The sequence below is a fragment of the Rhizobium sp. BR 249 genome, from assembly GCF_047445895.1.
GTDB lineage: Bacteria > Pseudomonadota > Alphaproteobacteria > Rhizobiales > Rhizobiaceae > Rhizobium.
Genome location: NZ_JARWKX010000024.1, coordinates 1 through 25,487, shown reverse-complemented (window position 1 = coordinate 25,487; position 25,487 = coordinate 1). Strand labels below are relative to the sequence as shown.

Annotated in this window: 24 protein-coding genes and 1 pseudogene; 12 read left to right on the top strand and 13 right to left on the bottom strand. The window is 61.2% G+C overall.

Annotated elements, in window-relative coordinates:
* The first annotated feature begins 4 nt into the window (after positions 1-4).
* From QD408_RS20955 to QD408_RS20945, 3 genes are all read left to right on the top strand, one after another.
* Positions 5-835, top strand: coding sequence for an RNA methyltransferase (locus QD408_RS20955; RefSeq protein ID WP_414140624.1), 831 nt, complete (start codon positions 5-7; stop codon positions 833-835).
* Positions 816-1,616 carry a glutamate racemase gene (gene murI / locus QD408_RS20950; protein ID WP_414140623.1) on the top strand — a complete coding sequence of 267 codons (801 nt, stop codon included), beginning with the start codon at positions 816-818 and terminating at the stop codon, positions 1,614-1,616. The genes QD408_RS20955 and murI overlap by 20 nt, the downstream gene beginning before the upstream one ends.
* 127 nt (positions 1,617-1,743) lie before the next feature.
* Complete coding sequence (locus QD408_RS20945; protein ID WP_414140622.1) at positions 1,744-3,255, top strand: helicase HerA domain-containing protein; 1,512 nt, start codon at positions 1,744-1,746, stop codon at positions 3,253-3,255.
* A 2-nt stretch (positions 3,256-3,257) separates the two neighbouring features.
* Here the strand turns inward: QD408_RS20945 and QD408_RS20940 are convergent, their stop codons facing one another.
* Both QD408_RS20940 and QD408_RS20935 read right to left on the bottom strand, forming a co-directional pair.
* A complete protein-coding gene (locus tag QD408_RS20940; protein ID WP_414140621.1) occupies positions 3,258-3,692 on the bottom strand; it encodes a TA system VapC family ribonuclease toxin in 435 nt (144 codons plus the stop codon).
* On the bottom strand, positions 3,689-3,916 hold the full coding sequence (locus tag QD408_RS20935; RefSeq protein WP_414140620.1) for a CopG family transcriptional regulator: 228 nt from the start codon (positions 3,914-3,916) through the stop codon (positions 3,689-3,691). The genes QD408_RS20940 and QD408_RS20935 overlap by 4 nt, the downstream gene beginning before the upstream one ends.
* Positions 3,917-4,182: 266 nt before the next feature.
* Between QD408_RS20935 and rpsD the strand changes: the two genes are divergently transcribed.
* The 5 genes from rpsD (at position 4,183) to QD408_RS20910 (ending at position 8,475) form a co-directional block, all read left to right on the top strand.
* Positions 4,183-4,800, top strand: a complete 618-nt coding sequence (rpsD, locus tag QD408_RS20930; protein ID WP_088681199.1) for a 30S ribosomal protein S4 — start codon at positions 4,183-4,185, stop codon at positions 4,798-4,800.
* Positions 4,801-4,872: 72 nt separating this feature from the next.
* Positions 4,873-5,802, top strand: a complete 930-nt coding sequence (locus QD408_RS20925; RefSeq protein ID WP_414140619.1) for a glutaminase — start codon at positions 4,873-4,875, stop codon at positions 5,800-5,802.
* Between the two features lie 61 nt (positions 5,803-5,863).
* Positions 5,864-6,736, top strand: a complete 873-nt coding sequence (gene ttcA / locus QD408_RS20920) for a tRNA 2-thiocytidine(32) synthetase TtcA (protein WP_414140618.1) — start codon at positions 5,864-5,866, stop codon at positions 6,734-6,736.
* A gap of 46 nt (positions 6,737-6,782) precedes the next feature.
* Complete coding sequence (locus tag QD408_RS20915; RefSeq protein ID WP_414140617.1) at positions 6,783-7,610, top strand: inositol monophosphatase family protein; 828 nt, start codon at positions 6,783-6,785, stop codon at positions 7,608-7,610.
* A gap of 40 nt (positions 7,611-7,650) precedes the next feature.
* Entirely contained in the window at positions 7,651-8,475 is an 825-nt protein-coding gene (locus QD408_RS20910; RefSeq protein WP_414140616.1) for an inositol monophosphatase family protein, read from the top strand.
* 58 nt (positions 8,476-8,533) lie between these two features.
* Here QD408_RS20910 and QD408_RS20905 read toward each other — a convergent pair whose 3' ends face one another.
* The 7 genes and pseudogenes from QD408_RS20905 to QD408_RS20875 form a co-directional block, all read right to left on the bottom strand.
* Positions 8,534-9,007: a GNAT family N-acetyltransferase gene (locus QD408_RS20905; RefSeq protein WP_414140615.1), complete on the bottom strand. Its 474-nt coding sequence runs from the start codon at positions 9,005-9,007 to the stop codon at positions 8,534-8,536.
* Positions 8,989-9,238 (bottom strand): annotated as a pseudogene (locus tag QD408_RS20900) (hypothetical protein); the annotation flags it as partial. The pseudogene QD408_RS20900 and the gene QD408_RS20905, both read right to left, overlap by 19 nt.
* A gap of 15 nt (positions 9,239-9,253) precedes the next feature.
* Complete coding sequence (locus QD408_RS20895) at positions 9,254-11,215, bottom strand: elongation factor G (protein WP_414140614.1); 1,962 nt, start codon at positions 11,213-11,215, stop codon at positions 9,254-9,256.
* A gap of 146 nt (positions 11,216-11,361) precedes the next feature.
* Complete coding sequence (locus QD408_RS20890) at positions 11,362-12,642, bottom strand: multidrug effflux MFS transporter (RefSeq protein ID WP_414140613.1); 1,281 nt, start codon at positions 12,640-12,642, stop codon at positions 11,362-11,364.
* 35 nt (positions 12,643-12,677) lie between these two features.
* Positions 12,678-13,883 carry a multidrug effflux MFS transporter gene (locus QD408_RS20885; protein WP_414140664.1) on the bottom strand — a complete coding sequence of 402 codons (1,206 nt, stop codon included), beginning with the start codon at positions 13,881-13,883 and terminating at the stop codon, positions 12,678-12,680.
* Between the two features lie 137 nt (positions 13,884-14,020).
* Positions 14,021-14,356, bottom strand: coding sequence for a Grx4 family monothiol glutaredoxin (grxD, locus tag QD408_RS20880; protein ID WP_009994514.1), 336 nt, complete (start codon positions 14,354-14,356; stop codon positions 14,021-14,023).
* A gap of 172 nt (positions 14,357-14,528) precedes the next feature.
* Entirely contained in the window at positions 14,529-14,759 is a 231-nt protein-coding gene (locus QD408_RS20875; protein WP_414140612.1) for a hypothetical protein, read from the bottom strand.
* A gap of 162 nt (positions 14,760-14,921) precedes the next feature.
* Between QD408_RS20875 and QD408_RS20870 the strand changes: the two genes are divergently transcribed.
* On the top strand, positions 14,922-16,094 hold the full coding sequence (locus tag QD408_RS20870; protein WP_414140611.1) for a hypothetical protein: 1,173 nt from the start codon (positions 14,922-14,924) through the stop codon (positions 16,092-16,094).
* 364 nt (positions 16,095-16,458) lie between these two features.
* On the opposite strand, the gene QD408_RS20865 is transcribed toward QD408_RS20870, so the two are convergent.
* The 4 genes from QD408_RS20865 to QD408_RS20850 all read right to left on the bottom strand — a co-directional run bounded on the left by QD408_RS20865 (position 16,459) and on the right by QD408_RS20850 (position 21,186).
* A complete protein-coding gene (locus QD408_RS20865; RefSeq protein WP_010010652.1) occupies positions 16,459-16,692 on the bottom strand; it encodes a BolA/IbaG family iron-sulfur metabolism protein in 234 nt (77 codons plus the stop codon).
* Positions 16,693-16,711: 19 nt separating this feature from the next.
* Complete coding sequence (gene purL, locus QD408_RS20860; protein ID WP_414140610.1) at positions 16,712-18,943, bottom strand: phosphoribosylformylglycinamidine synthase subunit PurL; 2,232 nt, start codon at positions 18,941-18,943, stop codon at positions 16,712-16,714.
* A 120-nt stretch (positions 18,944-19,063) separates the two neighbouring features.
* Positions 19,064-19,642 (bottom strand): acyloxyacyl hydrolase, encoded by a 579-nt coding sequence (locus QD408_RS20855; RefSeq protein WP_088681209.1) that lies wholly within the window; start codon positions 19,640-19,642, stop codon positions 19,064-19,066.
* Between the two features lie 125 nt (positions 19,643-19,767).
* A complete protein-coding gene (locus QD408_RS20850) occupies positions 19,768-21,186 on the bottom strand; it encodes a PLP-dependent aminotransferase family protein (protein WP_088681210.1) in 1,419 nt (472 codons plus the stop codon).
* An 81-nt stretch (positions 21,187-21,267) separates the two neighbouring features.
* On the opposite strand from QD408_RS20850, the gene QD408_RS20845 reads away from it, so the two are divergent.
* The 3 genes from QD408_RS20845 to QD408_RS20835 form a co-directional block, all read left to right on the top strand.
* On the top strand, positions 21,268-21,522 hold the full coding sequence (locus QD408_RS20845; protein WP_414140609.1) for a DUF1127 domain-containing protein: 255 nt from the start codon (positions 21,268-21,270) through the stop codon (positions 21,520-21,522).
* 314 nt (positions 21,523-21,836) lie between these two features.
* The gene (locus QD408_RS20840) at positions 21,837-22,325 is read left to right on the top strand and encodes a hypothetical protein (protein ID WP_414140608.1); all 489 of its coding nucleotides are present in this window, start codon (positions 21,837-21,839) and stop codon (positions 22,323-22,325) included.
* A partial coding sequence (locus tag QD408_RS20835; RefSeq protein ID WP_414140607.1) for a M10 family metallopeptidase C-terminal domain-containing protein occupies positions 22,322-25,487 on the top strand: 3,166 nt, incomplete at its 3' end. The genes QD408_RS20840 and QD408_RS20835, both read left to right, overlap by 4 nt.

Here is a 25,487-nt window from a genome sequence, read left to right as displayed (position 1 = left end):
GACCATGGCAGGCACGAACAGCGAGCGTCAACTTCTGGCCGAAGGGCCTGCCATCATTCTGGTCGAGCCGCAGATGGGCGAGAATATCGGCATGGTGGCGCGCGCCATGGCGAATTTTGGCCTGGCGGAACTGCGCCTCGTCAATCCGCGCGACGGCTGGCCGAACGAGAAGGCGCAGGCGACGGCTTCCAAGGCCGATCACGTGATCGAGGCAACCAAAGTCTATGATACCCTGGAGCAGGCGATCGCCGACCTCAATTTCGTCTATGCGACGACAGCACGCAGCCGCGACAACTACAAGCCGGTGCGCTCCCCGGTCTTTGCCGCGCAAACGCTGCGCACAAGGTTCCGGGCAGGCGAGGCAACGGGCATTCTCTTCGGCCGCGAGCGTTGGGGCCTGACCAATGAGGAAGTGGCGCTGGCTGACGAGATCGTGACCTTCCCGGTCAATCCCGCCTTCGCCTCGCTGAACATTGCGCAAGCCGTGCTTCTGATGTCCTATGAATGGATGAAATCCGGCATGGAAGATCTGGAAGCCGTGCCGTTCCAGGCGCTCGATCAGCGGCCTTCCACCAAGGAGCAGCTCTTCGGCCTGTTCGACCAGCTGGAAGAAGCGCTCGATTCGCGCAACTATTTCCATCCGCCCTCGAAAAAGCCGAAAATGGTGGACAACCTTCGCGCTGTTCTCTCCCGCCGTGCCTTCACGGAGCAGGAAATCAGCGTGCTGCGCGGCGTCATCTCCTCCCTCGATCGCTTTTCGCGTAACAGTCCGCGCAAAGGCGGTTTCACCAGATCCGGCAAGGAAGCGCCAACCGATGACAGCGCCGACCAATGAGCTGAAACCCGTCCTCGTCTTCGATTCAGGCATAGGCGGGCTGACCGTGTTGCGTGAGGCGCGCGTGCTGATGCCGGAGCGCGGCTTCATCTATGTCGCTGACGATGCGGGCTTTCCCTATGGCGGCTGGGAAGAGCAGGCGCTGAAAGAGCGCATCATCGGGCTCTTTGGCAAGCTGCTTCAGGAGCACGATCCCGAAATCTGCATCATTGCCTGCAACACCGCCTTCACGCTGGTTGGCGCTGACCTGCGCGGCGCCTTTCCCCAGATGACCTTCGTCGGCACCGTTCCAGCGATCAAGCCGGCGGCGGAGCGCACACGCTCGGGCCTGGTCTCGGTGCTGGCAACGCCGGGTACCGTGAAGCGCGCTTATACGCGCGACCTCATCCAGTCCTTTGCGCAGCAATGCCACGTGCGGCTCGTCGGCTCGGAAAACCTTGCGCGCATGGCCGAAGCCTATATTCGCGGTGACACCGTCTCCGACGAGGCGGTGCTTGCCGAGATCGACCAGTGCTTCGTCGAGAAGGACGGCCACAAGACCGATATCGTCGTGCTTGCCTGCACGCACTATCCTTTCATGGCCAATCTTTTCCGCCGGCTTGCGCCCTGGCCGGTCGATTGGCTCGATCCGGCCGAGGCGATTGCCCGGCGCGCCCGGACGCTCGTGCCGCTGGTTGCCGATGCCGTACATCCCGACAATTTCGATTTTGCCGTCTTTACGTCAGGCAATCCCGATTTTGCCACGCGGCGATTGATGCAGGGGTTTGGCCTCAGAGCGTGAAGGAATTGTCCTGTGGGTTGGCGAAATCCGGCCCTGAAAAACAGTGCATTCTTTGATAGACGGGGCGGTGCCGTTTCGGAAGAATGGCGCTTCGTTCATGTGAGTCTCTTCGCCGCGAGGATCAGCATTGCAGGTTGGCATCGATATGGGATTGGCGTCCGGCGCTCCGGCGACACTCGATATCGAGGAGTTGCTGGCGACCCGTCTGCTCGTGCAGGGCAATTCCGGCTCCGGCAAGTCGCATCTCCTGCGCCGGCTGCTAGAGCAATCCGCCCAATGGGTGCAGCAGGTCATCATCGATCCCGAGGGTGATTTCGTCACTCTCAGCGACCGGTTCGGCCATGTCGTCGTCGATGGCGAGCGCACCGAGGCGGAATTGGCCGGCATTGCCAACCGTATCCGCCAGCATCGCGTTTCCTGCGTTCTGACGCTCGAAGGGCTCGATATCGAGCAGCAGATGCGCGCCGCCGCCGCCTTCCTCAACGGCATGTTCGATGCCGATCGCGAATATTGGTATCCGGTCCTCGTCGTCGTGGACGAAGCGCAGATGTTTGCGCCCTCCGTCGGCGGTGATGTCTCGGAAGATGCGCGCAAGATGTCGCTCGGCGCGATGACCAACCTGATGTGCCGCGGCCGCAAACGCGGCCTTGCCGGCGTGATCGCGACGCAGCGGCTTGCCAAGCTCGCCAAGAACGTCGCGGCCGAAGCCTCGAACTTCCTGATGGGCCGCACCTTCCTCGATATCGACATGGCGCGCGCCGCCGACCTGCTCGGCATGGATCGGCGCCAGGCCGAAATGTTCCGTGACCTGAAGCGCGGCAATTTCGTTGCCCTCGGACCAGCCTTGTCGCGTCGGCCGCTGCCGATCCAGATCGGCGCGGTGGAGACCTCGGCGCGTTCCTCCAGCCCGAAGCTGATGCCATTGCCGGACGCACCGCAGGATGTCGAAGACCTGATCTTCACGCCGGATCCGGAAGAATTCCAGCGTCCGCTCGTGCGCCGTGCTCCGCCGGCGCCCCGGCCGACGACGGATATCCTGGCCGAACTCTCACGCTCGACGCCGGCGGCATCCCCAGCGCCTGTCGAGGCGAGGGCGAGCCAGGCGGAGATTTCGCCAGAGGAGCGGGAGGAGCGCCTTGCCGGCGTGCTTGCCGAAATACTCGACGATCCCGCATCGGCCTTCCGCACCGATTCCGTGCTTTATCAGGACTTCCTCGTCCGGCTCCGCATGCGCCGCGTGCCGGGGCCGCCGATTGCGCTGCCGGATTTCCGCCGGCGCGTGGCGATCTCGCGCTCCGGCGTCGATGCGACAACAGCTGCGAGCGATGAGTGGGCAACGGCGCTGTCGTTGTCGGCAGGCGTCACCGATGACCTGCAAGGCGTCTTCCTGATGCTCGCCAAGGCGGCCGTCTGCGGGGAAGCGTGCCCGTCGGATGCGCGCATCGCCCGCGCCTATGGCACCCATTCCGCCCGCCGCGCCCGCCGTCTGCTCGGTTATTTCGAGGAGCAGGGGATCGTCGTCGTGCATACGGATTTCTCCGGCAAGCGCATCGTGGCGTTCCCTGATATGAACTGCCAGACGGCACCCGGCGACGCGAACGCGCCGGATAGCGGTGACCAGCCTCTGGCTGCGGAATAGGCCTATATTTCAATGAGGTAAAGCGCCTCAGACCCATCGGTTACTGGAGCTGTGGCTATTCGACGATCGAAGGTCGCAAGTTTTCCGCCATGCGCTTTTGCCAATGCAAGCAGATAGACGTCGGTCAATTGCTTGGGTGAGAATGACGCCGTCCGATCAATGAGGTTGCTGGTGACCAAGCTGATGTCGTCGGGCCAAAACACATGGTTGGTAAGCTTTGCCAAATCAGCAAGATAGGACAGCACCTCTGTCGGAGAGCCCGGCGAGTCCGGATAGTTCGGGTTGCCGAGAATGCGAGCAACGCCGTTCTCAGTCAGCGGACAGGTAGCCCAACTGTCGCGATCTAGAGAGCGAAACCATCTGTGAGCAGGTTCATGATAGAGATGGTCGGGGTCAAAAAGGGCAATCAGGACATTGACGTCGAGGAGAAACGTCACGGATATTCATCGCGGAGTTCGTTGACGAATTCGGGTGTAATCGTTCGACCTGTAGGCTTTTTCTTGATAAGGGGCACACCGTTACGCCGAACAGGCGGCTGTTGGAGCTGCAGCGCCTTGCGAGCGAGGTCTGAGATAACTTCGCCAAGGTTTTTCTCCTGGCGTTCTGCTATCTCTTTGGCCGCGTCGAGAACGTCGTCATCAATTGCGAGTGTCGTTTTCATTGGCTGCTCCAAGCGTCTGCGCAATATATAGCGACAAATACCTTGCTTCTCAACGTCGAGCCGCTGTTGACATTTTCATGACGGCCCTCTAAAGACCGCGCCAAGCACCGGGCAGCAATGTCCGGTGTTTCATTTGACATGTCCCGTGGATCGTTCCTGTTCGCTAACCGGAGCATCCTGTCAGGTCTCGAAAGAGGTCAGAGGAGGGCGTGTTTCCTTCGCGCGGTTTGGTAATAAGCCGCCATAAACATTTGAAAGGAAATGCGATGAGCAAGCGCGAATCGTCCAAGTACAAAATTGACCGCCGTATGGGCGAAAACATCTGGGGCCGTCCGAAGTCTCCGGTGAACCGTCGCGAATACGGCCCGGGCCAGCACGGCCAGCGCCGCAAGGGCAAGCTTTCGGACTTCGGTGTGCAGCTGCGCGCCAAGCAGAAGTTGAAGGGCTACTACGGCGACCTGCGCGAAAAGCAGTTCCGCGCGATCTTCGCCGAAGCCGACCGCCGCAAGGGTGATACCTCGGAAAACCTGATCGGCCTGCTGGAATCGCGCCTCGACGCGATCGTCTATCGCGCCAAGTTCGTTCCGACGGTCTTTGCTGCCCGTCAGTTCGTCAACCACGGCCACGTGACTGTCAACGGCGTGCGCGTCAACATCGGTTCCTACCGTTGCAAGGCCGGCGACGTCATCGAAGTTCGCGAGAAGTCGAAGCAGCTCGTGACCGTTCTGGAAGCCGTCAGCCTCGCCGAGCGCGACGTTCCCGAATATATCGAAGTCGATCACAACAAGATGGTCGCCACCTACGCACGCGTTCCCACGCTCAGCGACGTTCCGTTCCCGGTCGTCATGGAGCCGCATCTGGTCGTCGAATTCTATTCGCGTTAAGAAACACCAGGCGTTTTCGCATATGGAAAAGCCGCTCTTTTGGGCGGCTTTTTTGTTATCCGGAGAGAAGCGATGACGGATTTGCAGGCGACCCTCGACAGCATCTACAGCGATATCCTGCCACGTATCGGCGAGGGTAAGGTCGCCGACTATATTCCCGAACTCGCCAAGATCGATCCGCGGCAGTTCGGCATGGCGATCATCACTGTCGACGGCAAGGTCTACCGTGTCGGCGATGCCGATATCGCCTTTTCGATCCAGAGCATTTCGAAGGTCTTCATGCTGACGCTGGCGCTCGGCAAGGTCGGTGAGAGCCTGTGGAAACGCGTCGGGCGCGAACCTTCGGGATCGGCTTTCAACTCGATCGTCCAGCTCGAGCATGAGGGCGGCATCCCGCGCAATCCTTTCATCAATGCCGGCGCAATCGCCGTCACCGATGTCGTCATGGCCGGCCATGCGCCGCGCGAGGCGATCGGCGAGCTTCTGCGTTTCGTGCGGTATCTCGCCGATGACGAGTCGATCACGATCGATGACAAGGTGGCGCGGTCGGAGACGCAGACCGGCTACCGCAATGCCGCGCTTGCCAATTTCATGCGCGCCTATCGCAATCTCGACCACCCCGTCGACCACGTGCTCGGCGTCTATTTCCATCAATGCGCGCTCGCGATGAGCTGCGAGCAACTGGCTCGCGCCGGGCTGTTCCTGGCGGCGCGCGGCAGCAACCCGATGACCGGTCATTCGGTGGTCTCGCCGAAGCGGGCGCGGCGCATCAATGCACTGATGCTGACCTGCGGCCATTACGACGGTTCGGGCGATTTCGCCTATCATGTCGGCCTGCCGGGAAAAAGCGGCGTTGGCGGCGGCATTTTCGCTGTGGCGCCCGGCATCGCGTCGATCGCGGTATGGTCGCCAGGGCTGAACAAGGTCGGAAATTCGCAGCTTGGCGCCGTGGCGCTTGAGATGCTTGCGGCGCGAACCGGCTGGTCTGTTTTCGGCGATTGACGCTGTGTTGCCGAGCGGCTTTCTGCTAAGGCAGGTCTGGGATCTTCGATAGGACGGAGCAATGAATATCGCAGCCAATATCGCGGATGATCTGGAAACCGGCGAAGCCGACAGCGGTATCGGCCATGCGCTGTTTTCCGATGCGCCGCGCTCGGTCTCCTTCAATAAGCTGCGTAAACGGCTGCTCCGGCAAGTGCGCCAGGCCTTCGACGATTTCGACATGCTGAAGGGGCAGAAGCGCTGGCTCGTCGGCCTTTCCGGCGGCAAAGATTCCTACGGACTGCTGGCGCTGCTGCTCGATCTGCAATGGCGCGGCCTGCTGCCGGTGGAGCTCATCGCCTGCAATCTCGATCAGGGCCAGCCGAACTTTCCCAAGCATGTTCTGCCGGATTATCTGACGAGGATCGGCGTGCGGCACCGGATCGAATATCGGGATACCTATTCGATCGTGAAGGAGAAGGTGCCGGAGGGTGCGACCTATTGTTCGCTCTGTTCGCGGCTGCGGCGCGGCAATCTCTACCGTGTGGCGCGGGAAGAGGGCTGCGATGCGCTGGTGCTCGGCCACCACCGCGAGGACATTCTCGAAACCTTCTTCATGAACTTCTTCCATGGCGGACGGCTCGCCTCGATGCCGGCTAAGCTTCTGAATGACGAAGGCGACCTGATGGTTCTGAGGCCGCTTGCCTATGCTGCCGAGGACGACCTTGCCAGGTTCGCCGCCGCCATGCAGTTCCCGATCATTCCCTGTGATCTCTGCGGCTCCCAGGACGGATTGCAGCGCAATGCGATGAAGGACATGCTCGCCGATATCGAGCGGCGCATGCCAGGGCGCAAGGACACGATGTTGCGGGCGCTTTCGCATGTGAACCCATCACATCTGCTCGATCCCAAACTCTTCGATTTTTCCAGCCTTGGCGTCACCGATCCTTCATGAAAGGCCGGCTATGCAGGCTGTTCATTGCATGAAGGACAGATTTCGCATGACTATATCAGACACGGACGTTCTTTTCCTCGGCGAGTGCGTCAAACAAGCGGCGCGTGCCGAAATCATGCCGCGTTTCCGCAATCTCGGCGCTACCGATGTCTCGGAAAAGACCTCGGCGACCGATTTGGTGACGCAGGCGGATCTGCTTGCCGAACACAGGATCACGGCCGCGCTGAAAGAGCGTTTCCCCTCGGCGCTCGTCGTCGGGGAGGAGGCCTACGACGCCGATAAGTCGGTGGTGCCGGCGCTTGCCGATGCCGAGCTTGCCTTCGTCATCGATCCTGTCGACGGCACGTTCAATTTCGCCGCCGGGCTTCCCGTCTTCGGAACGATGCTTGCGGTCACCGTCAGGGGCGAGACCGTCGCCGGCATCATCCACGATCCCGTTCTCGGCGACACGGTGACGGCGATCAAGGGGGCGGGCGCCTTCCTGACGCGGCAGGACGGGCAATCGAGCCGGCTGAAGGTGGCCGAGCCCGCCGCAGTGAACCAGATGGTCGGCGGCTTCTCGTGGGGGCATATGGAAGATCCGGATCGCTCTCGGATCTGCGCCAACATGGCAAAGGCCCGGATGACCTTCGCTTTCAACTGCTCGGCCTATGAATATTGGATGGTCGCCTCCGGCAAGCTGCATTTCATCGGCCATGCGAAGCTGATGCCCTGGGATCATCTGGCTGGCGTGCTCGCGCATCAGGAAGCCGGCGGTCATACGGCGAAATTCGACGGAACGCCCTATCGTCCGGGCGAGACGACGGGCGGCATCATCTCCGCGCCTGATAGGGAAAGCTGGCAGCTGATCCGGCGCGAGATCGTCGGCATCTGATTTGAGGCCTTTCCCAAAGGCGGGACCGAAAGGATTTGATATGACTGCGACTGTCGATGTGACCGTGCTTGCCGATCTGCTGCGTCGTGCGGCGCAGGCGGAGATCCTGCCGCGCTTTCGCCGCCTCGGTGGCGAGGATGTCCGTGCCAAGAGCGAGGCGACGGATCTCGTCACCGAAGCCGACGAGCAGGCCGAGCGGATGATCAAGGCGGAATCGGAGAAGCTCTGGCCTGACGCGCTGTTCCTCGGCGAAGAATCGGTCGCGGCCGAGCCGGCGCTGCTGGCAAGGCTCGCGGATGCGGATCTTGCGATCGTCGTCGATCCCGTCGACGGCACGTTCAATTTCGCGTCCGGCATTCCTGCCTTCGGCGTGATGGCCTCCGTCGTATCGGGCGGCGAGACGGTCGCCGGCATCATTTACGATCCGATGGGCGACGACTGGGTGATGGCGGAAAAGGGCGGCGGAGCATGGCTGCGGCGGCCGGATGGCGAGGCGCAGCGCCTGCGCACGGCCGGGCCGGTCGCGCTCGACCAGATGGTCGGCATGGCCTCCACCGGATATCTGGCGCAAGAAAAGCGGGCCGAGATCCTCGGCAATCTCGCCAAGGTGCGCTTCCTCACCAATTATCGCTGCGCGGCCCATGAATACCGCACCTTTGCCGGTGGGCATGTGCATTACCTGATGTACAACAAGCTGATGCCCTGGGATCACCTTGCCGGCGCGCTGATCTCGCAGGAGGCCGGCGCCCATGCGGCGCGTTTCGACGGCTCGCCCTATTTGCCGCACCATCTCGACGGCGGGCTGCTGGTGGCTCCCGACAAGGCCTCGTGGGAGATGTTGCGGCGTGAGGTCTTTACGGTCTGATAAACCGACCGTTGCAAGGCCGGTTGCAGACGTTGAATTGCGGCCGGCGCCCGTGAGCTCAAGTGTAGACCTTTTCCATCAGGAAGTTTTCCAGACCTTGGCCGCGTTTCTCGACGATTTGTCCCGTCAACACGCGGAACCCTTTCCGTTCGAAAAACGGGCGGGCGGTTCTGCTCGCTTCCGTGTAAATTCTGCGGAACCCCAGCTTGAAAGCCTCTTCCTCGACCCTGCGCAAGAGGTGGGTCGCCACGCCGACGCTCTGAAACTCAGGGTGCACGAACATCATGTCCAGGCACCCGTCTTCCGTCAGATCGGAAAACCCTGCAGGCCTTCCATCGACTTCTGCGATCCAGGCTGGCCTGCTTATCCTTCGCTCCGCCCATAAGCTGGGGTCTTCCACTTTTGCCCAGGCCTCGATCTGGGCAGGCGAATAGTCTTTCGACGAAACTTCCCGGATGGAGCGCAGAAAAATCTCGATCGTCGCGTCTGCGTCGCCTGCCGTGTATGGTCTGATCAGAATTCGGTCGTCCATCGATTATGTCTTTCACTCAGCGATCCGAGCCACGACAAGATAGCGAGGATCTGTTGCCACGCACGTTGCCCCCAATTCGGAGTCGGCTTCATCGGTTCCGCCATGGGCATGCAACGATGATCGGGGTGTCGCTTCGCCCGGAAGCAAAATGCGACGCCCTGCGTCTTCTCCCAATAAAGGCCGAGTTCTTGAGCCTGAACCAGCACGCTGCTGGACAATGGATGCGGCGAAAGTGGCGCGAACGTTTCAGTGTGCGACGCCTGGTTCCTCGTGTGCCCTCACGATGGCATCCGCTTCCTTGCCGTATAGCTCCTCGAAGTGATCGAAGGTCTTGGAAAAGTAACCAATGCCCTGCGTCGCCGAGCGCAGCGCCCGCGCCAGATCGTCAAGTGCACCACCCGGAACAAGTGCCCGGAAGATGTCCCATCCCTTCGCGGTTTCATCCCGGTCGAAGCCGAGAACCTGACCCTTGAGAGCGGAGACGATCTGGACGAGGCTGCCGGAATAGATCGACGGAATGTGAATTTCGCTGCGGAAGACCGGTTGCATTAAAACGGCCGCCCCTTCGGAAAGCGCCTGTCGCACCCCCATTTTCGACGCGGTCCTGAAGGCGTGTTCCGAACTGTCGACGGCATGGTGCTGACCGTCGAACAGCGTTACGCCGACATCGATGACCTGGAAGCCGAGCGGCCCTTTCTCCATCGCTTCGCGCGCGCCTGCTTCGACGGCAGGGATGTAGTTGCGCGGAACGACGCCACCCTTGACGGTTTCGCTGAAGGTGAAGCCCCGGCCCCGCTCGTTGGGGCGAATGCTCAGCTTCACATCCGCGAATTGCCCGGCACCGCCGGTCTGTTTGCGATGCCGGTAGTGAACCTCGGACGGCTTCGCGATTGTCTCGCGGTAGATCGGTCTGGGCGTTCGATCGGTCACGTCGATGTGGAAGACGTCGGACAGGGTTCGGCAGAGATCGCGCAGATGTACCGGGCCCTGGGCGCGGACGAGCTGGGCGCCGGTGCCTTCCTCCTGCAAAACGACAAGACCGCGATCCGTTTCGGAAAGTTTAGCCAGTGTTTCGGAGAGCTTGTTTTCATCGCGGTCGCTGCCCGGGACCAGGATCCTTTCAAGCATCGGCGTCGGTGGCTCGGTCCATTCGGGCGGGGCAACCGTCGCGCCTGATGTCAACAGCGACGGGACGGGCAAGTGGTCGGACTTGACCGTTGCGAAGACATCCCCCGATGCAGGCACGATCGCCGAGCTGGACCGTCCGTTTGCGGGATCCTGCACGGCGCCGAGGCTGGAGCCGCCCAGTAATGCGCCTTGCCGCAGTCCCTCACCGAACGCACGCACCAGCACCGTCTTGCCGATATTCTGACGATGATAGGCATGGAAGCTCACGGCGGTCAGCTTGTTTTCATCGACATTGCCCGCACGAGCCAGGCGCTGTCTGAGAATCCCTACCGGCGGCGCCTCGTGGCGCAGCGCCTTCATCAGCCTCATCATGCCGTTGCCGTGACTTGCGGCACCGATCAGGACTGGAATAATCCTGTTTTCGCTGAGAACCCGCGATGAAATGGCATAGAGCGCGTCGCTGGGCGGCTCGCGATCTTCGATCAGTTCCTCGAGAAGCCAGTCATCGAATTCGGACAGGTGTTCCAGGAGCTCGCTGCGCGCTTCGTGCTCGCGCTCGGCAGCACTTTCGGGGATTGCGATCAGCGCCGAAGTCTGGCCTTCCCGGTAGCGCCACGCCCGTTCCGAAATCAGATCGCAACTGCCTACGATCTTGTCTCCCTCGCGGATCGGGATCTGGCGAAGCAAAAGCGTGTGGTTGGCGTAGTCTTGAAGCGCGGCGATCACGTCCCTCAGCCGCCCTCTCGGTTCGTCCATTCGGTTGACGAAGAGGATGCACGGCGTCCCCGAGGCTTCGACTATCCGCAGATAGGGCGCGGCGAGCACAGCCTCCTCGGGTGCCGATGAAACGCACAGGATGCAGGCGTCGCTGGCAAGAAGCGCGTGCTGTGCATGCGCCAACGCTTCGTTGGGTCCTGGCGCATCCAGCGCACACCACGCCTCGTTTCCAAAGGTGAATTCTGTGAGGTTCAATCCATAAGGGGACTTGGATTTTCTCGGCGCCCCCTCCAGGGAGCCGAGCTTTTCCACGACTGTTGATTTTCCGGTCTGCGAGGGTCCAAGCACGGTAAAGCAGCGCATCGCATTCCTCCAACTGCATAAACACAATTTTCAGCCATCATAGGATGCCCTGAACCGCTGCAAGGCGCCAGAGGTGTTCGGTTTCACAATGCTGACCTGGAGACGTAGGAGCTGAGACCCGAGGGCTGAAAAGCCGACGTGCCTCTCTAGAAGTGAGCCGCCCCTGGATCGAGCTGCGGGCTGTCCCCTGGGTGCGTGAAGAGCTTGCCATTTTCCGCCCAGAGGGTGGCTGCGATCGTGAGGAGGCCGAAGAGCGCGAAACCGGCGAAGAGGGGCTGCACCGTGCCGTTGAACATCTGGCCGACCAGGCCGCCGAGGATGGTGCCGAAGGTCGTCGAGACGAAGCCGGTGACGGCGGTCGCCGTGCCGGCGAGATTGCCCATAGGCTCGAGGCTGATGGCGGTGAAATTGGTGGCGATCAGGGCAAACATCATCAGTACGACGGTGAAGATGCCATAGGCGAGGGCGAAATCCGGCTTGCCGGCCAGCGAAATGATGAAACCGACAACCGATAGCGCCGTGAAGATCAGCAGGGCGGCGTGCGAGATGCGGCGCATGCCGAACTTACGGACGAAAAAGCCGTTGGCGAAATTGGCGAGGGCGATGCCGCCGGCGGTGGCCGCAAAGGCGATCGGCAGCCAGTCACCGAGACCGTAGACCTCGCCGAAGACCTGCTGCACCGAAATCACATAGGCGCTGATGACACCGGTAAACATGGTGAGGCCGATCATGTAGCCGCAGGTGATGCGGTTGGTGAGCACCGTCTTGAAACCATCCATGACGGAGCCGACCGACAGCGGCAGCCGCTCTTCCGGCGGCAGCGATTCCTTCAGGCGCAGAAGCGCCCAGACGAACAGGATGGTGGCGATGACGCCGAGCAGGATGAAGATCCAGTGCCAGTTGGCATAGAGGATGATCAGCTGGCCGACGGAGGGGGCGACGATCGGCACGATCATGAAGACGATCATGACATAAGACATGACGCGGGCCATTTCGCGGCCGCCGAAGCAGTCGCGCACGATAGCCATGGTGGTGATACGCACCGCCGCGCCGCCCACGCCCTGGATGAAGCGCATCACCAGCAGCATTTCGAAGCTGCCGGTTGCTGCGGCGGCAAACATCCCGATCACGTAGCAGACGAGGCCGCCGAGCAGAATGTTGCGGCGGCCGAACGTATCCGAAAGGCTGCCGAAGAATATCTGCGAGATGCCGAAGCCCAGGAGGAACACGCCGATGATGAGCTGCGCGTCGTTGGTGTTGGTGACGCCGAGGGAATGGCCGATATTCGGCAATGCCGGCAGCATGCTGTCGATCGCCATGGCGACGCTGGCGGTCATGATGGCGATGGTGACGACGAACTCGCCGAAACCCATGCCGATGCGGCGGGAGCCCTGGTTTTCCTGGTGCGGTTTGTGCGGCGGCGTCATGTGGAGATATCCCCTAGGCGAATGAGGCCGGTCGTTCAGACGGCCGGGTTCTGCTGGTGGAAGAGGCGGCCCTTCTCGGCAATCAGCACGAAGATCAGCCCGACGACCGATACGGCGAAATAGCCGGCGACCATCGGCAGCGCGGTGCCGTCGAAGGCCTGGCCGATGCCGGCGCCGATGATGGCGCCGCCGACCGTGCTCATGAAACCGAGGACGGAGGAGGCGGTGCCGGCGACATGGCCGAGAGGCTCCATGGCGAGCGAGTTGAAATTCGAGCCGATCCAGCCGAACTGGAACATGGCAAGGCCGAAGAAGGAGATGAACAGCGCGAAGGGCATCGGCTCGGAGCTCGCCATCTGGACGATCAGCCAGATCGTGTTGATGGCGATGAAGCCGAGCAGCGAACCATGTGACAGGCGGCGCATGCCGAGCTTGCCAACGAAACGCGAATTGAAGAAGGACGACAGCGACATGAAGATCGCGACGCCGGCAAAGGCGAAGGGGAAATAGACGCCGAGGCCGTAGATGCCGACATATATCTGCTGGGCGGAATTGATGAAGCCGAACAGCGCGCCGAAGATGAAGGTGCTGGCGATGGTGTAGCAGAGCGCCACGCGATTGGTCAGCACCAGCTTGAAGGCGCCGAAGATCGAGCGGGCGGTGAAGGGGCGGACATTCTGCGGATGCAAGGTCTCCGGCAGGCGGAGATAGGCCCAGACGCCGATCGCAGTCGCCATGGTGGCGATGAAAAGGAAGATCAGGTGCCAGTTGCCGAAGAACATCACCACCTGGCCGGTGCCTGGCGCAATCACCGGCACGATCATGAAGACCATCATGATCAGCGACATGACCTCGGCCATCTGCCGACCGCCATAGATGTCGCGGACGATGGAGATGGTGATAACGCGGGTGGCGGCTGAACCGATGCCCTGGACGAAGCGCAGCACCAGCAGGCCGGCAAATGACGGAACGAAAACGATCCCGATGGCGGAAACGATATAGATGACGATGCCGGTCAACAGCGGTGCGCGGCGGCCGAAGCGATCGGAGAGTGGGCCGTAGAAAAGCTGGGCGCAGCCGAAGCCGAGAAGATAGGAGGAGACGACGAACTGGCGGTGATTCTCGCTTTCGACGCCGAGGCTGGCGCCGATCTGCTGCAGGGCCGGGAGCATGATATCGATCGCGAGCGAGTTGATGGCCATCAGGAAGGCTGCAAGCGCGATGAATTCACGCTTGCCCATGGGCAGGCGGCCCGCGGACACGGCTTGGGATGAATCTGTCACAATGAAATTCCCATAAACAGGCTAAGGCGCTGCTCACCGCAGCGCCTCGGACTCGAGAAACAGATTTGGAAACCGGACGGACGCCCGGTGACCGGTCAGGCGGCGCCGCGAACGGTGACGCCGTTTTCCTGGAGATGCTGCTGCAACTCACCGGCCTGGAACATCTCCCGGACGATGTCGCAGCCGCCGATGAACTCGCCCTTTACATAAAGCTGGGGGATCGTCGGCCAGTTGGAATAATCCTTGATGCCCTGGCGGATTTCCGAATCGGCGAGCACATTGATGCCCTTGTAGTCGACGCCGATGTAATCGAGAATCTGCACGACCTGGCCGGAGAAACCGCACTGCGGAAACTGCGGCGTGCCCTTCATGAAGAGGACGACGTCGTTGCTCTTGATTTCGTTGTCGATGAATTCGTGAATGCCGCTCATAGGACCTGATCCTTTCAACAGGCGAGTTAAAGGCCCGCCGTTTCAATCGTTTCCCTTAGATAGCATGCGACAGCAGGAATTCCAGCCGCCCGAACCAAAAAAAGACCAATCTGGTCAGACCACTTCGGGATTGTTGCCGTCGCGTGACGGTGGGCGAGATGCAGTGCTTTTCTCAACCGCGGCGTTGACGGCTGCGGCCGGCGGCGGTGCGCCGCTTGCTGACCTGTTTGCGGACTGGTTTGCGTTTGGCCGTCGTCGTCTTGCGCGCAGCCGTTGTTGTTGTCGTGGGGCGGGTCCTGCGCCTGCTGCGCTTCCTCGTGACCCGGCCGGTGGTTTTCTTCAGGATTTCCTTCAGCACTGTGTCGACGACGCCTGATATCAATTCTTTGACAAGATCGGCCACAAAACCTCTCCGTTCGTGGTGGAAACGACATGCCCGCTATTGAATTCCGGAAGAGTTCGGTTAGCAAGACGCCTTCGAGACCATCCCTGCTTTTTCGTCGATATCGGCACGGCAGCAGGATCGCAGTAGCATGCCGGCTATCGACCCGGCCGAAAGAGTGGAATGAAACTGATCGAGAAGCGGGTCGTCCTGCATTTCCCGGGCTTCGAGCCCCTCGACGGCGCTGCCCACAGGGCTCGCTATGAGCGCTCGGCCAGGCAGAGCGCCGCGGTGTGGGGCTATTCGATCGAGACGGGAACGCCGGAGGCGGGAAGCGATCCCCTCAGCTTCGAGGTGATGACGAGCGAGGCGATCGGCGGCGGGTCGGATTCCCATAGCTGGCAGACGAAGAGCCGGATCCACATGGTCGAGCATGATGTGCTCGTGCGCCGGCTGCGCAGCCGCAGCACGGTAAGCCGCATCATCGCGGGCTTTCGAAGCTGCGTTGAGATCATGCTCGAGGGCGGCATGCGGGGATATTTCCGCCATGCCTGGCGTTTCGGCCTGTTCTTCCTGTTCCCCTTCCTGCTGACAGCCCTGGCGATCGCGTTGACGGCGCAGATCGCTCTCCTGCCTTATGGTCTCGGCTTCCCGGCCTGGCACATGCTCTGGAGCGGATCGCTGGCGCTTTGCTTCTTCATCTTCGCCTTCCTGCCGTTTTCCGAGCGTTTCCATACGCTGCATCTCTTTGCCGATTGGGAAATGGCGGTGGCGCTCGGCCGTATGGACCAGGCTGAATTCAACGATTGGCTGGAGGGCCGGGCCGTTGCCGTGCGCAAGGCGCTCATGGAAGAGGCGGATGAATATGTGATCTCGTCGCACAGCATGGGATCAAGCGTCGCCGCCCATGTCATCGGCATTCTGCTCGAAAGGGAGCCGGAGATCTTCAAGGGCAAGCGCGTCGTGTTTGCCACGCTCGGCAGCGCGGTCCTGCAATGCGCACTCTTGTCATCGGCGAAGCTGCTTCGCGCCCGCGTCGGGCTGATCGCCCGCTGTCCCGAGATTTCCTGGCTCGACGTGCAGTGCCTGACGGATTCGATCAATTTCTACAAGGTGCCGGTCGTTGCCGTCTGCGGCCATGCCGATGCGCCCCCGGCGAAGATCCTTCTCATCCGCGTCAAGCAGATGTTGACGGCCAAGCATTACCGCAAAATCCGCAAGGACCAACTGCGGGTCCATCGGCAATATGTGCTCGGACCGGACATGAAATCCTCGTTCGATTTCACGTTGCTCACCGCCGGCCCGATGCCGGCTTCGGTCTTTGCCTATCCGGAGCAGGACAAGCTGCCGGTTTGAGGGCGCTCAGCAGCGATAGGCTGAGAGGCATACTGCATCGTGTCGAGCTCGTTGGCGGGGTAAAGTGCTTCTACCTCCCCGCCTTCATTCCTGTGCTTGTCACAGGAATCCAGTGCGCCCAAGTCCTTGGGCGCGGGAGAACCTTTTCTTTCAGGCAAGTGAGTCATTCACCGCGCGGACGCGCGGTGGCTAGATTCCTGTGACGAGCACAGGAATGAGGGTGGTTGAGGTACGGCGCCTAACCAGTCCGGACGCCTTTGTGGTCTGGAACCGCTTCGTGCCCAGAAAACAAAGGACCCGACAAGAAGGAAATCTTCCAGCCGGGCCTGTTCATTTCAAAACTTCAACCGGTCGAAGCTGAACGTCAATCCGGCGCGGAGGTCTGCAGGGCGAGCGCGTGCAGCACGCCGCCCATATTGCCCTTCAGCGCCTCGTAGACCATCTGGTGCTGCTGTACGCGGCTCTTGCCGCGGAAGACTTCGGCGACGACTTCGGCGGCGTAGTGGTCGCCGTCACCGGCCAGATCGCGGATCGTCACTTTGGCACCGGGAATCCCAGCCTTGATCATGTCTTCGATATCGCCGGGTTTCATGGCCATGATCGTTACTCCTTGCGCATCATTCCGCGGCCAGTTCGCCGCGGCCTTCCATGAAATCAGGGAACCACGATTCATGGGCATCGCGCAATTGCTGAATCGGCAGCGAGATGAGATCGCCGACGACGAGTGCGGCTCCCCCGACCGTGCCGAGGCGGCGGAAGGGAACGCCGGCTCCTTCGGCGTTGGCGCAGACGAAATCGGCGACATCGGCCGGCACCGTCAGCACGTAACGGGCCTGGTCTTCACCAAAGAGCAGCGCATGCGGCGCACCCTTGCATTCGCCGAGATCGATCGTCAGGCCCTTGTCCGATGCCATGGCCATTTCGGCGAGAGCGACGGCAAGGCCGCCCGAGGAAATGTCGTGGCAGGCGGTCGCCTGGCCGTTGCGGATGACGGAGCGGACGAAATCGCCGTTGCGGCGCTCGGCGAACAGATCGACCTCAGGTGCGGGACCTTCGCGGCTGGAAAGCACGTCTCTCACGTAGACGGACTGGCCGAGGTGGCTGCCGTCCACGCCGATCATGATCACTTTGTCGCCGTCATTGGCGCTGCCGATGCGGACCATCTTGCGCCAGTCCGGCAGCAGGCCTACGCCTGCGATCGTCGGGGTCGGCAAGATGGCGACGCCGTTGGTCTCGTTATAGAGCGAGACGTTGCCGGAGACGATCGGGAAGTCGAGCGCGCGGCAGGCTTCGCCGATGCCCTTCACCGCCTGAACGAACTGGCCCATGATTTCAGGCTTTTCGGGGTTGCCGAAGTTGAGATTGTCGGTGGCGGCGAGCGGCTCGGCGCCGGTCGCGGTGATGTTGCGCCAGCATTCGGCAACCGCCTGCTTGCCGCCCTCGAAGGGATCGGCCTCGACATAACGCGGCGTGACGTCCGAGGAGAAGGCGAGCGCCTTGCTTGGATGGCCGTCGACGCGCACGACGCCGGCATCGCCGCCCGGAAGCTGCAGCGAATTGCCCTGGATCAGCGTATCGTACTGCTCATAGACCCAGCGGCGGCTCGACTGGTTGGCGGAGCCGACGAGCTGGAGCAGCGCCTGGCCATAGTCCTGCGGCGCGGCGACGAGATTGGCGGGCAAGGGAGCCTGCTTGCCGGATTCGCGCCAGGGGCGATCATATTCCGGCGCCTGGTCGCCGAGATCCTTGATCGGCAGGTTGGCGACTTCCTCGCCCTGATGCACGACGCGGAAGCGCAGATCGTCGGTCGTCTTGCCGACGATGGCAAAATCGAGGCCCCATTTGACGAAGATCGCCTTGGCTTGCTCTTCCTTCTCCGGCTGCAGCACCATGAGCATGCGCTCCTGGCTTTCCGAGAGCATCATCTCATAGGCGGTCATGCGCTCTTCACGCACCGGCACCTTGTCGAGTTCGAGCAGGATGCCGAGATCGCCCTTGGCGCCCATTTCGACGGCCGAGCAGGTGAGGCCGGCGGCACCCATGTCCTGGATGGCGATGACGGCGCCGGTCTGCATCAGCTCAAGGCAGGCTTCGAGCAGGCACTTTTCGGTGAAGGGGTCGCCGACCTGAACGGTCGGGCGCTTCTCCTCGATCGATTCGTCGAATTCGGCCGAAGCCATCGTCGCGCCGCCGACGCCGTCGCGGCCGGTCTTGGCGCCGAGATAGACAACCGGGAGGCCCACGCCCTTGGCTTCGGAGAGGAAGATGGCGTTCGATTTCGCGATACCGGCGGCAAAGGCGTTGACGAGAATGTTGCCGTTGTAGCGTGCATCGAACTCGACTTCACCGCCGACCGTCGGCACGCCGAAGGAGTTGCCGTAGCCGCCGACGCCGGAGACGACGCCGGAGACGAGGTGGCGGGTCTTCGGATGATCCGGCTCGCCGAAGCGCAGCGCGTTCATCGCGGCGATCGGGCGCGCGCCCATGGTGAAGACGTCGCGCAGGATGCCGCCGACGCCGGTCGCCGCACCTTGGTACGGTTCGATATAGGAGGGGTGGTTGTGGCTCTCCATCTTGAAGACGACGCAATCGCCGTCATCGATATCGACCACGCCGGCATTCTCGCCCGGGCCCTGGATGACGCGCGGCCCCTTTGTCGGCAGCGTGCGCAGCCACTTCTTCGAGGATTTGTAGGAGCAGTGCTCGTTCCACATGGCCGAGAAGATGCCGAGCTCGGTGAAACTCGGCTCGCGGCCGATCAGGTCCAGGATGCGCTGGTACTCGTCCGGCTTCAGGCCATGGCTTGCGATGAGTTCCGGCGTGATCGGGATGGTGTTTGGAATGGTCATGAGCGGAAAGTCCCTGGCGCGTTTCGCGCTGTCTTTAGCTCATGTAGCGGCGGCGCGCGACAGGAAAATGCCCGCCGTCAACAGAGGGCGGGCAGAGTGTTCCAATAAAAGATCAGATGATCAGAACTTGTAGCCGACCTGCAGGCCGGCGCGCGTCATGCCGTCGTTAGGTCCGTCGCAGAGATTGGCATGGGAGGAATGGGCAATTTGGGCCATCACATTCCAATTGCGGGTGAAACGATAACCGGCGCCGACATATTCGTGGAAGAGGACGCGGCAGCCGAGTCCAGGGCCGTCATCATCTTCATCGAGATCGCCGGTATGGATGACGCCGCCGAAACCGGCTTCGGCAAAGAGCTTCTCGTTGAAATCGACCGTCCAGGTGAAGCCGGTGAAGAATTGCGTGGCTTCGCCCGATGTGCCGATCGAGGTGCCGACATGGACCCGCGGATGCAGCAGCCGCTGCCAGCCGACCGTCTCATCATAGCCGAAGGGATCGAAGAGGGCGGTAATTTCGGGAAAAACGCCGTTTTCCCGGGAGTGGCCCGATTGTACCGAGGCCGAGGCGCCGAAGCGCAATTCGTCGAATATTTGTTCACCTGCACTTGCAGAGTTGGCCATGGCAAAAAAGCCCATAACCGTCCCTACTGACGCAATACCCAAGAAGCGCAGAACGACCTTGTTGAAGTCGATCTTCATCCGCTGTCCTTTGATTCCCTCACCCAAGGAGGAATGACAAAGAGGTAGCATGGCAGGCAGAGGGGTAAAGAACCGCGATTCAACGCGGATATTTTTTCGGAACTATGACGTGTATTTGCAACAGGTCATATTTCGCCGTCATAGGCGGAGCCGCCATTTTCTAAGAGACGGCGCAGGATCATCAGGCCCGAGATCAGCTCCTGTCCTGTTTTCGGCGAGGAGAAACCGACGCGAACTCGGTGATAGGTTTTTTCGCCACGCGCCGTCTTGAACTCGTCCTCGTCGTCGACCAGCACGCCGTCGCGGAAGGCGGCATTCTTGAAGGTGCCGGACATCCAGGGCTCAGGGAGCTTCAGCCAGAGGAAGGGCGCATGCGGGTGCGATTCGAAATCGAAACCCTGCAAATACTCGCGGGCCAGCTGGGTACGGCGGGCAAGCTCCTCAACGCTCGACTTGCGGATCTCGTGCGCGGCGCCGCTTTCGACGAGCCGTGCACAGGTCTCCGCCAGGATGAAGGGCAGGCCGCCTGTGATCATCCTGTGCGTTACCTTGATGCGCTGCGCGAAATGCGGCGGGCAGGCAACCCAACCGCCGCGCACGCCGGCGGCGACCGATTTCGACAGGCCGTTGACGAGAAAGGTGCGATCGGGCGCAAGTGCTGCAAGCAGCGGCGTATCGTCATCGGCCATGCCGCCATAGAGATCGTCCTCGATCAACCAGACGCCGTGCTTCCTGGCGATGCCGGCGATCGCGGCACGCCGCTCATAGGGCATGATCGCCACCGTCGGGTTATGGACCGTCGGCATCAGGAAGGCGAGCTTCGGGTGCTGCTGCTGGCAAAGCCGCTCGAAATCCTCGGGGATCATGCCGAATTCATCGGAATCGACCGTCACCGTGCGGCGACCAAGAAGGCGGGCGCTGCGACTGACCTGGGTATAGCTGAGATTCTCGAAGACGATCTTGTCGCCCGGAGCCGAGACGGCGCCGATAACGGCGATCGCCGCCGCATGGGCGCCGAGCGTCGGGACGATATTTTCGACGTCCGGCGTCCAGCCGCTGCGGGCAAGCCAGCGACGTCCGGCTTCGAACCAGTTCGGCGGGAAACTTCGGGAGTAGGAGGAAATCTCCGCCAGATGCTGTTCGCCGATCTCCGCGAGAACGCCCGATATGATCTTGCCCTGGCCGAGGTCGGGAGCAGCGGTGGTATCGAAGCGGATCTTATTGGCAGGCGCATCCTGGAAGCGGGTGCCGCCAAGCGAGACGGTCAATGGATCGCTCTGTTCGCCGGGCGGGGTCTCGGAACGGTTCAGCACATAGGTGCCGCGCCCGACTTCGCCCGCGACCAAGCCGCGCTCGTGCACCAATGCATAGGCGCGCCCGATCGTGCCGATCGTCACGCCGATGTCATAGGCAAGGTTGCGCTGCGGCGGCAACTTGCTGCCGGCGGGCAGGGCGCCGCTCGATATGGCGGATTCGATGCTGTCGGCGAGCCGGAGATAGACCGGCCCGGAACCGCGTGAAAGATCAGGAAGCCAATTTGTCATGGTGACAATTGCTTATATTGTCACCTTGTATCTGTCAAGATTAAGAGTCAATTCCAACGGATCGCCGAAAGGATTCCTGGAATGTCTGCTTTGCCTGAAAGCAAAATGCCAATTGTACCAATTGTCTCCTTCGAAGACAGAAGAGTGATTGCCTTGCCGGCCGAGCCAGCCGAGACGACGCGTCTCGGCCGAATCTGGGCGGCTATTCTTCTCTGGCATGAGAAGCGGGAAGGCCGGCGCGCATTGAGAGGCCTGATGGCGAGCGAACTCAAGGATATCGGTGTGTCACAGTCCGATGCGGCCCGTGAGGTCGGCAAGTCTTTCTTTTGGGATTAAGCCTGGCGTGCAAAGATTTGCAGCGGTTCACCGTTTCTGTCGTCGGTCGAGGATTGCCAAGGACGATGGAACGGTGATGGCTCGAAGCCGTGCCCGGGAAACGCGAGCAACTGCCCCAGTCGCGAGGCACGAGGTAGCGAGCTTACGTTAGTGACGGGAAATTTGCTGCTTATTAGCCACACCCACTTAAAAAAGCAGGAAACACAAGCACCCCCATGGTGCCTTACCTCTGCGTGAGCTACATCTCCACAAACAACCGCAGCAGGTTCCGCACTCGCGGTAAATCCGCAGCTTTGAGGGGAATAATTCCGCGTATGGATGGCGTCATTTCGCAGCATCTGGACTCCGGTCTTCGTGAGCCCTGCGGGATTGCTGCGTTCTATCGAATTGCTGCCGACGCGGCTCAATTGCGGCGCGACCTGACGTTGAAGGGATGCTCGTCCCGGGCCGAAGGCATTCAGAGAGCCGCCAAGATTATCGGGCTCAGGGCGCGTGTCGCGGATAAGGTCGCGGAGCAACGGCTTCGAACCATGCCGATCCCCCCTATCGTCAAACTACGAAGCGGATCCTTTCAGGTGTTCGCCGGGTTGAATCCGTCAGGGAAGTACAGACCTATCGATCCGATGACGCGCGTTAATCGCGAAGTTACTCCGTCGGATATACGCGTTAGCGCATTGGCCCGAAAATCGGAATCGATTTTCGGAAAGCACGATTTGAAGATTGAAAATGTAGAGCGTTCTTTGGCGTCCGAAAGGACGCACGGCGCTCTGGTAGAGCAGCATAGGCAAACGGGGATCCGATGACAGGCATTATTACCTCCACGAAGGATGTGTTCTTGACGGGGGATAAGAAAATTGACGGGCTTCTCAGCGGCATTGCCTGGGACGGCACGATAACCTATGCGTTTCCCACTCTCTCGACATCGTATTCCTATAGCGGCGAGAAAGATTTCGATTTCTCGTCGATTTCCTCGCAACAGCAATCTGCAGCTTTGTTTTTTATGGAGCAATCCTATGGAAACGCGGCAAATGACGGTTTTTCGGTAGAGGGGTTTACGAACGCCAATTTCGCGGCGGGAAGCGCCGATACCGCAACCGTGCGGTTCGCTCAGTCGTCCCTGCCTTCGACGGCATGGGGCTACTATCCGGACTCTAGCAACAGCGGCGGTGATGTCTGGTTCGGGACGGAATATGCTGGCACGGAATCCGACTATCGCTATCCGGAGTTCGGCAACTATGCGGGACACACCCTGGCGCATGAACTCGGTCATGCTCTCGGGCTGAAACATGCTCACGAACCGGATTTTTTCTACAATCCCACGGTCGTTCCGCGCGCGTACGATTCGGTCGAATATACGATCATGACCTATCGTACATATGTCGGAGACAGTACGAGCGGCGGGTACAAGTACGAGGCTGACGGCGCGCCACAGACCTTCATGATGCTCGACATCGCCGCTCTGCAGGAAATGTATGGTGCAGACTACACCACGAACAGCGGCGATACCGTCTACAAGTGGAATCCGAACGAAGGTGTCACCTATGTCGACGGGGTTGCGGCCATCACCCCTGATGCCAACCGGATCTTCGCGACAATCTGGGACGGCGGCGGTATCGATACCTATGATTTGAGTGCTTATACCACCGCCCTCAGTATCGACCTGCGAGCGGGGGGATACTCGGTCTTTTCCCAAAGCCAGCTAGCCGATCTGTGGGGTGGTCCGAACGATGGCTATGCCCGCGGCAACATTTTCAACGCGCTTCTTTATAACGGCAACCTTGCGTCGTTGATCGAGAATGTTCAGGCCGGCTCCGGCAACGACAATATCGTAGGCAACGAGGCGAACAATACGTTCTGGGGCAATGCCGGAAATGATTCGCTTTATGGTGGTGCCGGCAACGATACATTGATCGGGGGGGCTGATTCCGACTGGATGGCGGGCGGGGTGGGCAACGACCTCTATGTTGTCGACGATAGATTCGATTCTGTGATCGAGTTCGGTAACCAGGGGACGGACACGGTCCAGACGGCGCTTTCAAACCATGCGCTCGACAGCGATGTCGAGATCCTGATCTACACGGGATCGGGCAATTTCACGGGCACCGGCAATGCAGTCGCCAACACGATTACCGGCGGCACCGGCAATGATGTGCTGAATGGCGGGTATGGCGCCGACACTCTGATCGGCGGAGTAGGCGACGACACCTATGTCGTCGACAATGGCGGCGACGTCGCCGTCGAGAATGCCGACGAGGGTATCGACACGGTTCGCGCGCTGGCAAACTATACACTCGGCAGCAATGTCGAGAACCTCACCTATATCGGCACGGCAGCCTTTACCGGAACCGGCAATGCGCTCGATAACGTTATCACCGGCGGCGGCGGCAACGATGTGCTGAATGGCGAGGTTGGCGCCGACACTCTGATCGGTCGAGTGGGCAACGACGCCTATGTCGTCGACAATGTCGGCGACGTTGTCGTCGAGAACGCCGCCGAAGGAACGGACACGGTCTGGACGAACCTGAGCGCCTACACGCTTGGCGCCAATACCGAGAACCTCACCTACTTCGGCACCGGGGCGTTTACCGGAACCGGCAATGCGCTTGCCAACGCGATCGTCGGCAACACCGGCAACGATCTGCTGGACGGCGGCGCCGGCGCCGACAGTCTGCGCGGTGGCGCGGGCAATGACATCTATGTGGTCGACAATGCGGGCGACGTGATCGTCGAGGCGGCGGGCGGCGGCACTGACGAATTGCGGACGGYGCTTTCAGCCTACTCGATCGCYRCGCTGACCAATGTCGAGAACCTGAGCTATACGGGATCCGGCAACTTCACGGGCACCGGCAATGCGCTGGCCAACATTATCACCGGCGGCGCCGGCAATGATGTGCTGAATGGCGGGTTTGGCGCCGACAGCCTGATCGGCGGAGCGGGTGACGACACCTATGTCGTCGACAATGTCGGCGACGTCGTCGTCGAGAACGCCGCCGCAGGAACGGACACGGTCTGGACGAACCTGAGCACCTACACGCTTGGCGCCAATRCCGAGAACCTCATCTCCTTCGGCACGGGGGCGTTTACCGGAACYGGCAATGSGCTCGACAACGTTATCACCGGCGGAGCGGGGATCGAYACGCTGAAGGGCGGRGCGGGCGACGACACCTATGTCATCTCCACCGGCGACGTCGTCGTCGAGAATRCCGACGAGGGTATCGACACRGTTCGCGCGCTGGCAAACTATACGCTYGGCAGCAATGTCGAGAACCTCACCTATATCGGCACGGCAGCCTTTACCGGAACCGGCAATGCGCTCGACAACGTTATCACCGGTGGCGGCGGCAACGATGTGCTGAATGGCGAGGTTGGCGCCGATACTCTGATCGGTCGAGTGGGCAACGACGCCTATGTCGTCGACAATGTCGGCGACGTCGTCGTCGAGAACGCCGCCGAAGGAACGGACACGGTCTGGACGAACCTGAGCGCCTACACGCTTGGCGCCAATACCGAGAACCTCACCTACTTCGGCACCGGGGCGTTTACCGGAACCGGCAATGCGCTTGCCAACGCGATCGTCGGCGGTGCCGGCAACGATCTGCTGGACGGCGGCGCCGGCGCCGACAGTCTGCGCGGTGGCGCGGGCAACGACATCTATGTGGTCGACAATGCGGGCGACGTGATCGTCGAGGCGGCGGGCGGCGGCACTGACGAGTTGCGGACGGTGCTTTCAGCTTACTCGATCGCCGCGCTGACCAATGTCGAGAACCTGAGCTATACGGGATCCGGCAACTTCACGGGCACCGGCAATGCGCTGGCCAACATTATCACCGGCGGCGCCGGCAATGATGTGCTGAATGGCGGGTTTGGCGCCGACAGCCTGATCGGCGGAGTGGGCGACGACACCTATGTCGTCGACAATGTCGGCGACGTCGTCGTCGAGAACGCCGCCGCAGGAACGGACACGG

Excerpts from the sequence above, each read along its gene's own strand:
- QD408_RS20850 (WP_088681210.1), bottom strand. The coding sequence starts at position 21,186 with ATGACAAATTGGCTTCCTGATCTTTCACGCGGTTCCGGGCCGGTCTAT.
- QD408_RS20895 (WP_414140614.1), bottom strand. The coding sequence starts at position 11,215 with ATGCGCTGCTTTACCGTGCTTGGACCCTCGCAGACCGGAAAATCAACA.
- QD408_RS20925 (WP_414140619.1), top strand. The coding sequence starts at position 4,873 with ATGACGGATTTGCAGGCGACCCTCGACAGCATCTACAGCGATATCCTG.
- QD408_RS20855 (WP_088681209.1), bottom strand. The coding sequence starts at position 19,642 with ATGAAGATCGACTTCAACAAGGTCGTTCTGCGCTTCTTGGGTATTGCG.
- murI (WP_414140623.1), top strand. The coding sequence starts at position 816 with ATGACAGCGCCGACCAATGAGCTGAAACCCGTCCTCGTCTTCGATTCA.
- purL (WP_414140610.1), bottom strand. The coding sequence starts at position 18,943 with ATGACCATTCCAAACACCATCCCGATCACGCCGGAACTCATCGCAAGC.
- grxD (WP_009994514.1), bottom strand. The coding sequence starts at position 14,356 with ATGAGCGGCATTCACGAATTCATCGACAACGAAATCAAGAGCAACGAC.
- QD408_RS20935 (WP_414140620.1), bottom strand. The coding sequence starts at position 3,916 with ATGAAAACGACACTCGCAATTGATGACGACGTTCTCGACGCGGCCAAA.
- QD408_RS20910 (WP_414140616.1), top strand. The coding sequence starts at position 7,651 with ATGACTGCGACTGTCGATGTGACCGTGCTTGCCGATCTGCTGCGTCGT.
- QD408_RS20905 (WP_414140615.1), bottom strand. The coding sequence starts at position 9,007 with ATGGACGACCGAATTCTGATCAGACCATACACGGCAGGCGACGCAGAC.
- QD408_RS20915 (WP_414140617.1), top strand. The coding sequence starts at position 6,783 with ATGACTATATCAGACACGGACGTTCTTTTCCTCGGCGAGTGCGTCAAA.
- QD408_RS20865 (WP_010010652.1), bottom strand. The coding sequence starts at position 16,692 with ATGGCCATGAAACCCGGCGATATCGAAGACATGATCAAGGCTGGGATT.
- QD408_RS20955 (WP_414140624.1), top strand. The coding sequence starts at position 5 with ATGGCAGGCACGAACAGCGAGCGTCAACTTCTGGCCGAAGGGCCTGCC.
- QD408_RS20840 (WP_414140608.1), top strand. The coding sequence starts at position 21,837 with ATGGATGGCGTCATTTCGCAGCATCTGGACTCCGGTCTTCGTGAGCCC.
- QD408_RS20885 (WP_414140664.1), bottom strand. The coding sequence starts at position 13,883 with ATGGGCAAGCGTGAATTCATCGCGCTTGCAGCCTTCCTGATGGCCATC.
- QD408_RS20870 (WP_414140611.1), top strand. The coding sequence starts at position 14,922 with ATGAAACTGATCGAGAAGCGGGTCGTCCTGCATTTCCCGGGCTTCGAG.
- QD408_RS20890 (WP_414140613.1), bottom strand. The coding sequence starts at position 12,642 with ATGACGCCGCCGCACAAACCGCACCAGGAAAACCAGGGCTCCCGCCGC.
- QD408_RS20845 (WP_414140609.1), top strand. The coding sequence starts at position 21,268 with ATGTCTGCTTTGCCTGAAAGCAAAATGCCAATTGTACCAATTGTCTCC.
- ttcA (WP_414140618.1), top strand. The coding sequence starts at position 5,864 with ATGAATATCGCAGCCAATATCGCGGATGATCTGGAAACCGGCGAAGCC.
- rpsD (WP_088681199.1), top strand. The coding sequence starts at position 4,183 with ATGAGCAAGCGCGAATCGTCCAAGTACAAAATTGACCGCCGTATGGGC.